This window comes from Arthrobacter sp. SLBN-112 (assembly GCF_030944625.1).
GTDB lineage: Bacteria > Actinomycetota > Actinomycetes > Actinomycetales > Micrococcaceae > Arthrobacter.
Genome location: NZ_JAUSXY010000001.1, coordinates 4,347,172 through 4,361,026, shown reverse-complemented (window position 1 = coordinate 4,361,026; position 13,855 = coordinate 4,347,172). Strand labels below are relative to the sequence as shown.

General features: G+C 65.6%; 11 protein-coding genes and 1 riboswitch. Of the genes, 8 read left to right on the top strand and 3 right to left on the bottom strand.

Features of this window, described 5'->3' with window-relative positions; all coding sequences use genetic code 11:
- Positions 1-71 precede the first annotated feature (71 nt).
- On the top strand, positions 72-374 hold the full coding sequence (locus QF050_RS20180; protein WP_308932039.1) for a DUF4193 domain-containing protein: 303 nt from the start codon (positions 72-74) through the stop codon (positions 372-374).
- Positions 375-531: 157 nt separating this feature from the next.
- On the top strand, positions 532-1,077 hold the full coding sequence (locus QF050_RS20175; RefSeq protein WP_308932038.1) for a hypothetical protein: 546 nt from the start codon (positions 532-534) through the stop codon (positions 1,075-1,077).
- Positions 1,078-1,131: 54 nt separating this feature from the next.
- Here the strand turns inward: QF050_RS20175 and QF050_RS20170 are convergent, their stop codons facing one another.
- A complete protein-coding gene (locus QF050_RS20170) occupies positions 1,132-2,688 on the bottom strand; it encodes an APC family permease (protein ID WP_308932037.1) in 1,557 nt (518 codons plus the stop codon).
- A gap of 221 nt (positions 2,689-2,909) precedes the next feature.
- Here QF050_RS20170 and QF050_RS20165 point away from each other — a divergent pair, with 221 nt between their 5' ends.
- The gene (locus QF050_RS20165; protein ID WP_308932036.1) at positions 2,910-3,389 is read left to right on the top strand and encodes a DNA starvation/stationary phase protection protein; all 480 of its coding nucleotides are present in this window, start codon (positions 2,910-2,912) and stop codon (positions 3,387-3,389) included.
- A gap of 82 nt (positions 3,390-3,471) precedes the next feature.
- On the opposite strand, the gene QF050_RS20160 is transcribed toward QF050_RS20165, so the two are convergent.
- Positions 3,472-5,031 carry an MFS transporter gene (locus QF050_RS20160; RefSeq protein ID WP_308932035.1) on the bottom strand — a complete coding sequence of 520 codons (1,560 nt, stop codon included), beginning with the start codon at positions 5,029-5,031 and terminating at the stop codon, positions 3,472-3,474.
- An 84-nt stretch (positions 5,032-5,115) separates the two neighbouring features.
- On the opposite strand from QF050_RS20160, the gene QF050_RS20155 reads away from it, so the two are divergent.
- The 4 genes from QF050_RS20155 to QF050_RS20140 all read left to right on the top strand — a co-directional run bounded on the left by QF050_RS20155 (position 5,116) and on the right by QF050_RS20140 (position 11,978).
- A complete protein-coding gene (locus tag QF050_RS20155) occupies positions 5,116-5,652 on the top strand; it encodes a TetR/AcrR family transcriptional regulator (protein ID WP_308932034.1) in 537 nt (178 codons plus the stop codon).
- 110 nt (positions 5,653-5,762) lie between these two features.
- Positions 5,763-5,859, top strand: a riboswitch (glycine riboswitch).
- 186 nt (positions 5,860-6,045) lie between these two features.
- Positions 6,046-8,922 carry an aminomethyl-transferring glycine dehydrogenase gene (gene gcvP / locus QF050_RS20150; RefSeq protein ID WP_308932033.1) on the top strand — a complete coding sequence of 959 codons (2,877 nt, stop codon included), beginning with the start codon at positions 6,046-6,048 and terminating at the stop codon, positions 8,920-8,922.
- Position 8,923: 1 nt separating this feature from the next.
- Entirely contained in the window at positions 8,924-10,072 is a 1,149-nt protein-coding gene (gcvT, locus tag QF050_RS20145) for a glycine cleavage system aminomethyltransferase GcvT (protein ID WP_308932032.1), read from the top strand.
- Positions 10,073-10,538: 466 nt separating this feature from the next.
- Positions 10,539-11,978 carry an L-serine ammonia-lyase gene (locus QF050_RS20140; protein ID WP_308932031.1) on the top strand — a complete coding sequence of 480 codons (1,440 nt, stop codon included), beginning with the start codon at positions 10,539-10,541 and terminating at the stop codon, positions 11,976-11,978.
- Positions 11,979-12,021: 43 nt separating this feature from the next.
- Here QF050_RS20140 and QF050_RS20135 read toward each other — a convergent pair whose 3' ends face one another.
- Entirely contained in the window at positions 12,022-12,564 is a 543-nt protein-coding gene (locus tag QF050_RS20135; protein ID WP_308932030.1) for a TspO/MBR family protein, read from the bottom strand.
- Positions 12,565-12,684: 120 nt separating this feature from the next.
- Between QF050_RS20135 and QF050_RS20130 the strand changes: the two genes are divergently transcribed.
- Positions 12,685-13,818 (top strand): peptidoglycan bridge formation glycyltransferase FemA/FemB family protein, encoded by a 1,134-nt coding sequence (locus QF050_RS20130; protein WP_308932029.1) that lies wholly within the window; start codon positions 12,685-12,687, stop codon positions 13,816-13,818.
- Positions 13,819-13,855: the final 37 nt, after the last annotated feature.

The following is a 13,855-nucleotide window of genomic DNA, read 5'->3' as shown; positions in this document are numbered from 1 at the left end:
GGATGATGCCCTAAACTGCTTCACTGAGGTGCCTGAAATGGCGCTGTGCAGCAACGAAAGTGAACACGCTAATGGCTACCGATTACGATGCTCCACGCAAGCAGGAAGAAGAGTCTCCCGCTGACTCCCTCGAGGCCCTCCAGGCGTCCCGGAGCGGCAACGCCCAGACCGCAGTCATCGATGTCGACGAGAACGACACCGCTGAAGGCATCGACCTCCCCGGCGCCGACCTGTCCAACGAGGAACTCACCGTCATTGTGGTTCCTGAGCAGTCCGACGAATTCACCTGTTCGTCCTGCTTCCTGGTCCGCCACCGGTCGCAGGTGGCCCGCGAAAAGGACGGCCGGAAGTACTGCCGCGACTGCGAGGGCTGACCCCTACCCGTTCTTTCCGGCGCCGGCTGCCCCTGTGGGGTGCCCGGCGCCGCTTTGTCTCCCGCCGCCGTCGTTACCAAAATGCTCCCTCGTTTCCGGATCCCAACGCTCCTACGCTGGAATCATCCAAATGGCTTTATTCCTGGATGGCGCGGCAATGAAAAAATTCTCTGTTTGGCTCTCGGCCATTCTGCTGGCCGTGGGATTGGGACTCGTGGCCTCGGGCCCGGCGTCCGCCGCCCCCTACTGCGGCCTCACCTGGGGCTCGTTGGCGAAATCCGGCCAGGATACCGGTACGGCATCCGTCACGAACGTCAGGACGGGCCAGCACTACTGCTTCGACCGGCTGGTTGTGGACCTCAACGGGCCCGCCGTCTCCTACACAGTGAAGTACGTACCCCGGATCGAGCAGGAGGGCTCGGGGGCCGTCATTCCCGTCAGGGGCGGTGCACGCCTGCACATCAGCATCAAGGCGCCCTCCTACGACCAAAACGGGAACCCCACCTACACCCCCGGAAACACCACTGAACTGAGCAACGTCTCCGGGTACCAGACTTTCCGCCAGGTGGTTTCCGCGGGAAGCTTCGAGGGCTACACAAGCCTGGGATTGGGCGTGCGGGCGCGCCTGCCGTTCCGTGTACTCACCTTGGATGGGCCGGGCTCCGGCTCCCGCCTCGTGGTGGACGTGGCGCACTACTGGTGATAACAAAAAGGTGCCGTGCCCCTGGCGGGCACGGCACCTTTCGTACTCACTGACCTATTCCGGGACCACCAGGGCGGGCGTGTCCTTCTTGAGCGTTTCGCCGCGGAAGAAGCCGGGGTGCGTTCGGGACACCACCAGCATGACGACGGCGCCCAGGGCCAGTATGCCGATGCCCAGGATGAACACCAGGCCCACGCCGAAGACCTCCGAACCGCTGCCGAACTCCGGCGCCAGGCTGTCCACGGCGGTCTGGACGAACACCACGAACAATCCCACGCCGCCCACTACCGGGCACACCAGCCGCAGCACGAAGTGGCGCACGCTGTTGAACAGGCTGTGCCGGAAGTACCAGGTGCAGGCCAGAGCGGTGAGGCCGTAGTAGAAGCAGATCATCAGGCCAAGGGCCAGGATGGTGTCATTCAGGACGTTGTCGCTGACCACATGCATCACCGCGTAGAAGCCGGCGGAGACGACGCCGGCAGCGACGGTGGCGAAGCCCGGCGTCGCGAACTTCCGGCTGATGCGGCTGAAGGGTTCCGGCAGTGCGCCATAGTGGGCCATGGCCAGCAGGCTCCGGGACGGGGACATGAACGTGGACTGCAGGGAGGCAGCGGAACTGGAGAGAACGGCGAGGGACATCAGGACGGCGAAGGGCCCCATGATGGGGGAGGCCAGCGCCGTGAAGATGTTCTCTTGGTTGTCGGCGTTGTTCAGGCCGTTGCCGGTATCCCCGACGCCGGCGAACATCATGGTGGCGATGCTGACCAGGAGGTAGATGGCCAGGACGATCACGGCGGTGAGGGTGCCGGCCAGTCCGGCAGTCTTCTTGCCGTTGGCTGTTTCCTCGTTGACCGTCAGGCAGACATCCCAGCCCCAGTACACGAAGATCGACAGCGAGATGCCGGCGGCAACCTGGCCGAAGGTCTCGATCCTGGTGACGTCGAACCAGTCCCAGCTGAACGGGATGGCCGTTTCGGACGTGGACCAGTTGGCGAAGGCCATAGCGACGAACAGACCGAGGACCAGCAGCTGGAAGCCCACCAGGCCGTACTGCACCACCTTAGTGGTGTGCAGGCCGCGGTAGCTGACCCAGACGGCCAGCGCCACGAACACGAAGCAGGTGAGGACGTTCAACGCTTTGTTGCCGGCCAGGTCTGCCAGTTCCGGTGAGCCGGTGAGCTGGGACAGGAAGAGGTAGAAGAAGTCGACGGCGACGCCGGCCAGGTTGGACAGCACGATGATGTTGGCGGCCAGCAGGCCCCACCCGCCCATCCAGCCGACCCAGGGGCCAAAGGCTTTGGTCACCCAGGTGAAGGTTGTGCCACTGTCCGGGGAGTCGGCGTTGAGCTCCCGGTAGGCGAGCGAGACCAGGATCATGGGGATGAAACCGATCAGGAAGATGACTGGCAGCTGGAGCCCGGCTTCCTTGACGGTGGGTCCGAGTGCGCTGGTGAGGGTGTAGGCGGGGGCGATGGTTGAAATGCCCAGGACGACGACGGCGAGGAGCCCGAGCTGGCCGCCCTTGAGGCCCTTGGCGCTGACGCCGTCCGTGGACGGTGCGTGGGCGTGGGGACCGGGCTTGGCGGTACTGGTGCGGATTGTCTCTGTCATGGCACCACTTTCTGGAAGGCTGTGAGACGGAAGTCACTATATGAATGGCGTTCATTTAGTATGAGGGTGCCGACCCTGTGATGCAAGACGCAATATGAATCACGTTCGTTTATGACTGATTTCCATAATTAGTAAGCTCACTGAGAAATTTCCGGATTGCCCACCGCGGGGCCATCCGTCACTGGTAGCGTCGGCCTTACTGGACCAATCGAGGAGGATGCATGAAAGCTTCACCGACCCTGACCAACAACCTGCAGGCTGTCCTGGCGGATCTGATCGAACTGCACATCCAGGGCAAGCAGGCGCACTGGAACATTGTGGGAACCAACTTCCGCGACCTCCACCTGCAGCTCGACGAAATCGTCGACGCGGCCCGCCAGTTCGCCGACGACACGGCCGAACGCATGCGCGCCCTGCACGCCCTGCCGGATGGCCGCAGCGCCACCGTTGCCGAATCCACCAGTCTGGCCCAGTTCCCCGAGGGGTTGATCAGCACCAAGGACGCCATTGACCGGATCGTGGCCGCCCTCGAAGCTGCCGTGGGCACCATGCGAAAAGTCCATGACGAGGTGGATGAGGAAGACCCCACCTCCGCGGATCTCCTGCACGAGTTCATCGCCCGGCTGGAGCAGTTCGCCTGGATGGTGCAGGCCGAAAACATGAAGCCCACGGCCAGCGTCACTGCCGCCGACTCCAAGTAAGCCACGCGTCGCGCAGTTGGACGGGTGGGCGCCCGGTACCGGAACTGATCCGGTACCGGGCAACTTTTTTGCCTTCGTTGGGTCAGGTGGCCTTCGGCACCTTGCGGAGGATGACGGCGGCCAGGACTGCCGCCGTCGCCATTAGGATCAGCCCAATCGCTGCCGTGATGTGCACGCCGGAATCGAACGCCGCGGCGGCAGCATTCCGGACGGCGTCGGCAAGCGGGCCCGGCAGGACTGCGGCCGCTTCCATGGCGCCGGCAAGCGTTTCCCTGGCATTGTGCAGCGATGTCCCCGGGAGCATGCCGTCCAGTCCGGCCGGGAGGCTCAGGTTGTGCTGGTAGGAGGCGGTCAGGATGGATCCCAAGACGGCCGTACCCAGCAATGACCCCACCTCGTAGCCTGTTTCGGAAATGGCGGCAGCGGCACCGGATTTTTCCGGCGGGGCGGATCCCAGGATGAGGTCGTTCGAAATGGTTTCGGCCGTCCCCATGCCCAGCGCCAGGATCAGGAGCGCCGCCAGCAGCAGTGCGGGGCCGCCGTCGTGGTTTCCGAACGTCACCAGGCTGTAGCCCGTGGCGCTGAAAGCCAGGCCGGCACCCACCACGTACCCCGGCCGGACTTTGCGGACCAACGGCACTACCACCAGGCCGGCCACTACCGTGGCTGCCAGCGCCGGAATCATCGCCACGCCCGCGGCGGACGGGGTCAGGCCCTCAAGGAGCTGGAGGTGCTGGGCAAGGAACAGGATGAAGCCATTGAAGGAAAACAGGGCCAGGATGTTGGCACTGATGGCCATGCTGAACACCCGGTTCCGGAACAGCGACATATCCAGCAGGGGGTCTTCCAGGCGGTGCTGGCGCCGCACGAACACCACGCCCATCGCCACGCCGAACGCCATGCTGCCAATGCCTGCCGGGCCCGGACCTTCGGTGGCAACATCCTTGATGCCGTAGACCATGGGAACCATCACCAGCATGGACAACAGGATGCTGGGGACATCCACCTTCCCCGGCGACGGGTCCTTGGATTCCGGGATCAAGGTCCGCCCCAGCGCCAGCAGGGGAAGCATCAGCGGCACCGCCACCAGGAAGACGGCGCCCCACCAGAAATGCTCCACCAGCCAGCCGCCGAAGATCGGCCCCAGGGCGGCTCCACCCGAGAAACCAGCCGCCCAGATGGCGATGGCCATCCGCCGGCGGTTGGGCTCCGGGAAGATGTTGCGGATCAGCGACAACGTGGATGGCATCAGCATCGCCCCGAAGAAACCCAATGCTGCCCGTCCGGCGATCAGCCACTCCGCGGTGGGCGCAAAGGCCGTCGCGGCGGACAGCCCGGCAAAGCCTGTGCTGCCGATAATCAGCAGCCGGCGCCGCCCGATCCTGTCGCCAAGGCTTCCCATCGACACCAGGAGCCCGGCCAATACCAGCGGATAGGCGTCAATAATCCACAGAAGGTGTAGGCCGGAGGGTTCCAGGGCGCGGGTGATGGCGGGCAAGGCGAACGTCAGGGCGGTGTTGTCCATGGCGACGAGCAGCACTGGGAACATGAGCAGCCCCAGCGCGAGCCAGTCGCGCCGCGGGGAGCGTGTGGCCGGCCCGCTGACGGGTGCGGGCGCCAGGGTTGAGGGGGAAGTCGTCATGAGATAACTATACCGTCCAGACGGTATAGTTTGAAAACTTCGCCGTTTCCCGTTTCACCTCCGGCGGAGGGCATGATGGGAACCATGCCCCGAAAGCCAGTAGCCCGTGAAGCGGTCCTTGACGCCTTCGAAACCCTCTTGATCGACGTGGGGGAGCGGGCGGCCACGCTGGATGCGGTGGCCAAGAAGGCCGGGGTATCCAAGGGCGGCCTGCTCTACCACTTCCCCAACAAGGAAGCGCTCATTGAGGTGCTGCTGGACCGGTTGGACGGGCTGGCCAAGGAGGACGCCGATGCCATGGCCGCGGCCGGCGAGGGGGCGGCTGCCTACTTCATCCGGTCCTCCGTGTGGGCGGACACTCCGCTGGACCGGGCCATCGTCGCCGCCACCAGGCTTGCGGAGGTGGCGCACCAGGAAACGCGGCGGCGTTTCGCAGCCATCCAGCAGCGGTGGCTGGATGAGATCGCGGCCGATGTGGGTCCGGGGCTGGCCAAGGCGGTCCTGTACATGGGGGACGGGCTGTATTTCAATGCCATGCTGTCCGTGGGCCCGGCGCCGCAAGGGGGAGCGGACGCTGACGTGGAGGAACTCCTGGCAGCTCTGGAGCGGCTCCGCAGGTAACCTGGGCCATTTGCCGGGAAGGGTTGCGGCATAGGACAATGGAACGTTGTGAGGGCTGTCACCGGCCCGCATGATCCAGTACATGACTGGTCCAACAAATGAATAGCCTTTGATCTGCGGCGGGAGAGTTCTGCCGGTGTACAGGCAGGCGCCGTAGGAGCAAATCCTCCCCAGGAATCTCGCAGGCCCCCGTACCGCCGCGGCGAGGCACCTCTGGAAAGCAGCAGGCGGTTCTCCTGCCCCGATCGGGGCGCGGAGCTGTTGTGCTCACCGACGGTGCAAGCGGGTCCTGCCAGGCAGGAACCGCGGAAACTCTCAGGTCCAATACAGAGCGGGGAGGAACCCGAATCGCTGTGGCGTACCCTGCGCCGCCTGAGTAAATGGAGTTCCTTCGTGCCGGTTAGCCCAGCCTCCACCACCTTCGTAGACCGCCATATCGGCGCGCGCCGCCAGGCCGACGTCGACACCATGCTCAAAGCCGTTGGCTACGACACTGTCGATTCCCTGGTAGACACCGCTGTCCCCAAAGTCATCCGCCAGGAAACCGCCCTTCGCCTGCAGGACGCCCTCAGCGAAGTGGAAGTCCTCACCGAACTCCGGAAGCTGGCCGCAAAGAACAAAACGGCCGTGCAACTGATCGGCCAGGGCTACTACGACACCGTCACTCCACCGGTGATCCGCCGGAACATCCTGGAATCGCCGGCTTGGTACACCGCCTACACCCCGTACCAGCCTGAGATCTCGCAGGGCCGGCTCGAGGCGCTGCTGAACTTCCAGACCATGGTCCAGGACCTGGTGGGACTGCCCATCGCCAATGCCTCGCTGCTGGATGAAGCCACCGCCGTGGCGGAAGCCGTGCTGCTGATGCGCCGGTCCAACAAGGCGAAGCCCGCCGCCGACGGCAAGACCGTCCTGGACATCGACGTGCTGCCGCAGACCATTGCCATCGTCCAGGGCCGGGCCGAGGCGCTCGGCTTCGAGGTCGAGGTTGCGGACCTGTCCCAAGGCCTGCCCGAGGGCGACATTAACGGCATCGTGCTGCAGCAGCCCGGTGCGTCCGGCCGGGTCTGGGACCAGTCCGGCGCCATCGCCGACGCCAAGGACCGCGGCGCCCTGGTCACCGTGGCCGCGGACCTGCTGGCCCTCACCATGATCACCCCGCCGGGCGAGCAGGGCGCGGACATTGCTGTCGGTTCCGCCCAGCGTTTTGGCGTGCCGTTGTTCTTCGGCGGGCCGCATGCCGCGTATATGGCTGTCCGCAAGGGCCTGGAGCGCTCGCTGCCCGGCCGCCTGGTGGGCGTGTCCAAGGACGACGCCGGTGTTCCCGCCTACCGCCTGGCCCTGCAGACCCGTGAGCAGCACATCCGCCGTGAAAAAGCCACGTCCAACATCTGCACCGCCCAGGCGCTGCTGGCCATCGTTGCCTCCATGTACGCGGTGTACCACGGCCCCGACGGCCTGAAGGCGATCGCCGGGACGGTGCACGGCCACGCGCGCAGCCTGGCTGCCTCGCTTGCTGCTGCCGGAGTCAAGGTCCTGCACCAGAGCTTCTTCGACACCCTGACTGTGCGGGTCCCCGGACGCGCGGCCGCCATCATGGCCGACGCCGAGGCACGCGGCATCAACCTGCGGCGCATCGACGCCGACACGGTGGGCATCTCCCTGGACGAAACCACGACACCGGCCATCGTCGCCGAGGTTGCCGCCATCTTTGGCGCCACGGTCGCGGACGGTGAAGGCTTTGAGTTGGAGACCGCCGTCGAGCGTTCCTCCGACTACCTGCAGCATCCGGTGTTCAACACGCACCGGTCCGAAACCCAGCTGCTGCGCTACATCCGCAAGCTCTCGGACCGGGACCTGGCGCTGGACCGCACGATGATTCCCCTGGGTTCCTGCACCATGAAGCTGAACGCCACGGCCGAGATGGAAGCCATCTCCTGGCCTGAGTTTGCGTCCATCCACCCGTTCGCCCCGGATTCCCAAACCGAGGGCTGGCGTGAACTCATCGCCGACCTGGAAGCAGACCTGACCACCATCACCGGGTACGACCAGGTGTCCATCCAGCCCAACGCCGGATCCCAGGGCGAACTCGCCGGGCTTTTGGCGATCCGCGGCTACCACCACTCCCGCGGCGATCAGCAGCGCACCGTTTGCCTGATCCCGGCCTCGGCGCACGGCACGAACGCCGCCTCGGCGGTGCTGGCCGGGATGAAGGTCGTCGTCGTGGCCACCGCTGCTGACGGCACGATCGACCACGATGACCTGACGGCGAAGATCGAGACCCACAAGGACGTCCTGTCCTGCATCATGATCACCTACCCCTCCACCCACGGCGTCTTTGACGGGGACGTGCGCGAAGTCTGCGACGCGGTCCACGCCGCCGGCGGCCAGGTCTACATCGACGGCGCCAACCTCAACGCCCTCGTTGGCCTGGCGCAGCCTGGCCAGTTCGGCGGCGATGTCTCGCACCTGAACCTGCACAAGACCTTCTGCATCCCGCACGGCGGCGGCGGGCCCGGCGTCGGCCCTGTTGCCGCCAAGGCACACCTGGCACCGTTCATGCCGGGCGACGCGAACAAGGCCGCGCACGAAGCAGGCCACGGGGTTGCCATTTCCGCTTCCCGCTTTGGTTCGGCCGGGGTGCTGCCGATTTCCTGGGCGTATGTGAAGCTGATGGGCGGCCAGGGTCTGACCGAGGCCACCAAATCAGCGCTGCTGGCCGCGAACTACGTCGCGTCCCGCCTGGACGAGTACTTCCCGGTCCTGTACACCGGTGAAGGCGGGCTGGTGGCCCACGAGTGCATCCTGGACCTGCGCGAACTCACGGCCAGGACCGGGGTCACGGCCGAGGACGTGGCCAAGCGGCTGATCGACTTCGGCTTCCACGCACCCACCCTGTCCTTCCCCGTCGCGGGCACCCTGATGGTGGAGCCCACCGAGTCCGAGGACCTCGCCGAGATCGATCGCTTCATCGAAGCGATGATCACCATCCGCAAGGAAATCGACCAGGTAGCCAACGGCGACTTCGCCGTGGCCGACTCACCGCTGCGGCACGCACCCCACACCGCGGCCGCCGTCGTCTCCTCTGACTGGAACCGTTCCTACCCGCGTGAGCAGGCCGCCTTCCCGGCCCACCACAAGCAGGACAAGTACTTCCCGCCCGTGGGACGCATCGACGGCGCCGCCGGGGACCGGAACCTCATCTGCTCCTGCCCGCCACTTTCCGAGTTCGAGGTTTCGACAAGCTCAACCACCGGACTGGAAGGCTGACATGACCGAGAACTACACCGCCCTGTACGACGAACACAAGAAGCTGGGCGCCTCCTTCACGGACTTCGGTGGCTGGCAGATGCCGCTCAAGTACAGCTCCGAACTGGCCGAACACCGCGCCGTCCGCAACGCCGCCGGTCTGTTTGACCTCTCCCACATGGGCGAAGTCTGGGTCACCGGCCCGGACGCCGCCGCCTTCCTGGACTACGCCTTGGTGGGCAAGATCTCCGCTATGGCCGTGGGCAAAGCCAAGTACTCGCTGATCTGCAACGAGGACGGCGGCATCATCGACGACCTCATCACCTACCGCCGCCCGGCAGCGCAGGACGGTACCGACGTCTTCCTGGTGGTCCCCAACGCAGGGAATGCAGCCACCGTCGCGGCAGCGTTGCAGGAACGTGCTGCCCGGTTTGATGTGGTGGTGGACGACGCCTCGGTCCGCACATCACTGATCGCCGTCCAGGGCCCCGCAGCGGAGTCAATCCTGCTGCGACTGGTCCCGGCAGCGCAGCATTCCCTGGTGACAGAGCTGAAGTACTACGCCGCCGTCGAAGTTCCCTTCCTGGTGGGCGGCGCGGGCCTTGACCTTCTGCTGGCCCGCACCGGATACACGGGCGAGGACGGTTTTGAGATCTTCGTGGACAACGGTGACGCCGCAGGCCTGTGGCAGGCGCTGATCGCCATCGCCGACGAGGGCCAACTGGCCCCCGCAGGACTCGCCTCCCGCGACTCCCTGCGCCTCGAAGCGGGGATGCCGCTCTACGGCAACGAACTCTCCCTGGAAGGTGACCCGTTCGCCGCGGGCCTGGGTGCCGTCGTCGCGCTGTCCAAAGAAGGCGACTTCGTAGGCAAAGCCGCGCTGGCAGCAAAGAAGGAAGCCGGTGCAGGCAGCACCTCAGGCCGCCGCCTCGTGGGGCTCAAGGGCCAAGGCCGCCGCGCCGGCCGGGCACACTACCCGGTCCTGAAAGACGGGGCAACCGTCGGAGAAGTCACCTCCGGCCAGCCCTCACCCACCCTCGGCTACCCGATCGCCATGGCCTACGTCGACGTCGAATTCGCCGCCCCCGGCACCGCGCTCGACGTCGACCTACGCGGCAAAGCAGAACCGTTCGAAGTCGTCGATCTCCCGTTCTACCGCCGCGCCAAGTAGTCCAGCGTGCTTCGCCGTGGCTGGGTTCGGGACCGGCGGACCGGACATTTTCACGCGTGCTGCTCGTTCCTCGCTTTGACGCACGCTTTCGAAAAGTCCGGCTCCGCCGGCCCTTGGTGACGGGCGTTGCGGGTGTGCCGAACATGGTCAGCTCGTACAGGAAGTGGGTGAAGACGGCGTGTTTCTTGCTCCAGTCCAGACGCCTCCGTGTGCGTCGCCTGCCTGCCCTGTCGCTTTGGCGACGGGCGTTGGCGGCTGGGCGGATTCCGGAGACGTGCGTCTAAGGGAGCGTCACGTCCGCTCAGCGGGCGTCTTCGCGACCGAGCACGCGGAGGAATCCGGCCAGGCGCACCCAAACCCGGCCACGGCGTCACGTCCGCGCAGCGGGCGTCTTCGCGACCGAGCATGCAGAGGATGTCCTGCCCGCTCCACCTCAACCACCTCGTTTTAGTTAGGAACCAATCGCATGGCTGTCGGAGTTTTTGATCTGTTTTCGATCGGGATTGGGCCCTCTAGTTCGCATACTGTGGGGCCGATGCGGGCTGCTGCTGTGTTCGCGGAGGAGCTTCAGGCTTCGGGGCGGCTGGCGGGGGTGGCGGGGTTGCGGGTGGATTTGTATGGGTCGTTGGCGGCGACGGGGCATGGGCATGGGACGATGACGGCGATCTTGTTGGGGTTGGAGGGGTTTCATCCGGAGTTGATCCTGCCCGCGGAGGTGGAGGAGCGGCTGGCCGCGATCGCGGAGACGGGTATGTTGCAGCTCGCGGGGTCGGTGCGGTTGCCGTATGGGGTGGCGGATATGGTGTTGCGGCCGTTGACGGTGTTGCCGCGGCACACGAACGGGATGACGTTCACGGTCACGGACGCCGCGGGTGCGGTGGTGCATGCGGCGACGTTCTTCTCGGTCGGTGGCGGGTTCATCGTCCGTGAGGGTGAGGAGGACGCGGCGCAGCAGGAACTGGAGGAATCCAAGAAGGAGCTCCCGTTGCCGTTCCGGACCGCCGCGGAACTCCTGGAACATTGCGCGGTGACCGGGCTGGGTATCGCGGACGTGATGCTCGTGAACGAAAAAACCTCCCGCACGGAGGAGGAGATCCGGGCCGGGCTGCTGCACATCTGGTCCGTGATGGAAGCCTGTGTGGCGACCTCGCTGACCCGTCAGGGGGTGTTGCCGGGCGGGTTGAAGGTCCGCCGCCGCGCCCCGGACTGGTTTGAGCGGTTGAAGAAGGAAACCGCCGACGGCAGGGACACGGACCAGGACGCGGGCTGGGACGCGGGCCCGTACGACCCTCGGTATTGGCAGGAGTGGGTTAATTTGGTGGCGTTGGCGGTGAACGAGGAGAACGCCTCCGGCGGCCGGGTGGTCACCGCCCCGACGAACGGGGCGGCCGGGATCATCCCGGCGGTGTTGTTCTACGCCCTGCACTTCGCCCCCGGGATGGACAAAGCCACCGCCGCGGACCGGGACGACGTTGTCGTGAAGTTCCTGCTGGCCGCGGGCGCGGTCGGGGTGCTCTACAAGGAACAGGCCTCGATCTCCGGGGCCGAGGTCGGCTGCCAGGGCGAGGTGGGGTCCGCGTCCTCGATGGCCGCGGCCGGCCTGGCCGAGGTGATGGGCGGGACCCCGGCGCAGGTGGAAAACGCCGCGGAAATCGCGATGGAACACAACCTGGGCCTGACCTGCGACCCGATCGGCGGGCTGGTCCAGGTCCCCTGCATCGAACGGAACGCGATCGCCGCCGCGAAAGCGATCAACGCCGCGAAAATGGCGCTCTGGGGCGACGGCACCCACCGTGTCTCCCTCGACGAAGTCATCATCACCATGCGCGAAACCGGCAAAGACATGTCCTCCAAATACAAAGAAACCGCCATGGGCGGCCTCGCCGTCAACGTCGTCGAATGCTGACCGGCGGCGCCTCTTGCCCGGAGCGGGAACCGGCGCAAGCTCCCTAGTTGTGGACGGCAGCCCACCAGTTCAACGAAGCGGCAAACACCAGCCAGGAGATGTACGGCAGCAGGAGTAACCCGGCTGTTCGGCTGATGGGCCCAAAATAGAGGACTGTCACCGTGACGGCGGCAATCAGGGCGAGGATGATGGCCATCCCGAGCCACAGTGCAGCGGTTCCCAGGGCAGGGTAGAGGGCAAAAAACGCCGGGGTCCAGGCAAGGTTGAGGAGCAGTTGGATCCCGTAGGCGGTGAGTGCGGCCCGGGTCCGTTCTGTCCGTTTGCGCCACACCAGCCAACCGGCAACAGCCATCGCCGCGTAAAGGATTCCCCAGACCGGGCCAAACACGCCATTGGGCGGGGACCACGGAGCCTTATCCGCCGTGGCGTACCACCCATTGACGTTGCTGGCCGAGGCGAGCCCGCCCAGCGCCGCCACCAGCAAGGACGCCACCAGGAACGCGGCGAGCCCGGCGATTTGAACCCCGGTACCGTAAGGCCGGCCGCTCTCCACGGAAGTGGTGCTCTGTTCCCGGTCCGGCCTCATCCTCCAACCCTTGCCGAACCCGGTCGGCCCCGTCAAGGCGCCGCTCCGCGGACGGCGGGCGCCATGCCGGGCATCGCCGGGAGAAGGCTGGAGTGGCTGAGGCTTTAGACTTGATGCTGCATGTCCGCACGCATCCAGACCCACCGAAACCGCGCACAAACCCGATTGGACACGGCCCCCTTGCGAGAATTCACCGCACGTTTTGCCACAGCCGAGGAAATTGAGAACTGGGACAAGCACGTCACGGCCAACCCCAACGGCGGCAACATGCTGCAGTCCGCCGCATACGCATCGGTCAAGAACGGAACCGGCTGGAAAGTCCGCTTCCTTGTCCTGGAAGCCCCGGGAAACTCCAGCTACAACCTTGTCCTTGAAAAGTCCTTTCCCGTCCTGGGACGGCTCTGGTACCTCATCAAGGGCCCCGACGTTGCCGCCGCCGCGGACCTGAAGGCTGCCCTCGAAGCCTGCGCGGCGTTTGTCCGCAGCCAGAGACTGAACGTCTTCACCATCAAGGTGGAACCGGACATCATCGACACCGCCGAGGCACAGCAGGACCTCCAGGCAGCGGGCCTTCTGAAGGCCCCCAACATCCAGTCCAACGACTCCACGGCGCTGCTGGATATCTCCGGCAGCAGCGAGGAAGTGTTCAAGGCGATCTCCTCTCGCGCCCGCAACGCCATCCGGCGCGCCGAACGCGAGGGCTGCCGGGTGGTACGGCAGGAACAGGGTCCGGAAACCTACCGTGCCCTCTACGACCTGATGGCCGACACCGTCAACGCCAAAGGCTCCATGCCGCTGCGCAGCTACGACTACTACGCCCGGTTCTGGGACGAATTCTGCAACCGTGGCCAGGGCAACTTCTTCTTCGTCTACGAGGATGGAAAACCCAGCGTCGGAGCCTTCGTGATCAACTACGGTGCCAAGGCAACCTACAAGGACGGTGGCTCCACGCAAAACCGCAAGCAGTACGGGGACTCACACCTGGTGCAGTGGGAAGCCATCCGCCGCATGCAGGAACTCGGCTGCACGGAATATGACTTCTGCGGCACCCCGCCGGCTGCCCGGATCAAGGACAAAACCCACAACCTCTACGGGATGGGCATGTTCAAGACCAGCTTCACCAAGACCGTCACCGACTTTGTGGGCTGCCACGACTACGTCCTGTCCCCGCTGCGCCACAAGCTCTGGGTCAGCGGCGGCGAAAAGGTGCTCCGCCGGATTGAAACCGCCCGGACCGGCCAGCAGTTCTACTGACCGGCATCCCCAAGGGATGCAGCCCATCGCAGCCCAC

Excerpts from the sequence above, each read along its gene's own strand:
- QF050_RS20140 (WP_308932031.1), top strand. The coding sequence starts at position 10,539 with ATGGCTGTCGGAGTTTTTGATCTGTTTTCGATCGGGATTGGGCCCTCT.
- QF050_RS20160 (WP_308932035.1), bottom strand. The coding sequence starts at position 5,031 with ATGACGACTTCCCCCTCAACCCTGGCGCCCGCACCCGTCAGCGGGCCG.
- QF050_RS20135 (WP_308932030.1), bottom strand. The coding sequence starts at position 12,564 with ATGAGGCCGGACCGGGAACAGAGCACCACTTCCGTGGAGAGCGGCCGG.
- QF050_RS20155 (WP_308932034.1), top strand. The coding sequence starts at position 5,116 with ATGCCCCGAAAGCCAGTAGCCCGTGAAGCGGTCCTTGACGCCTTCGAA.
- QF050_RS20175 (WP_308932038.1), top strand. The coding sequence starts at position 532 with ATGAAAAAATTCTCTGTTTGGCTCTCGGCCATTCTGCTGGCCGTGGGA.
- QF050_RS20130 (WP_308932029.1), top strand. The coding sequence starts at position 12,685 with ATGTCCGCACGCATCCAGACCCACCGAAACCGCGCACAAACCCGATTG.
- gcvT (WP_308932032.1), top strand. The coding sequence starts at position 8,924 with ATGACCGAGAACTACACCGCCCTGTACGACGAACACAAGAAGCTGGGC.
- QF050_RS20180 (WP_308932039.1), top strand. The coding sequence starts at position 72 with ATGGCTACCGATTACGATGCTCCACGCAAGCAGGAAGAAGAGTCTCCC.
- QF050_RS20165 (WP_308932036.1), top strand. The coding sequence starts at position 2,910 with ATGAAAGCTTCACCGACCCTGACCAACAACCTGCAGGCTGTCCTGGCG.
- QF050_RS20170 (WP_308932037.1), bottom strand. The coding sequence starts at position 2,688 with ATGACAGAGACAATCCGCACCAGTACCGCCAAGCCCGGTCCCCACGCC.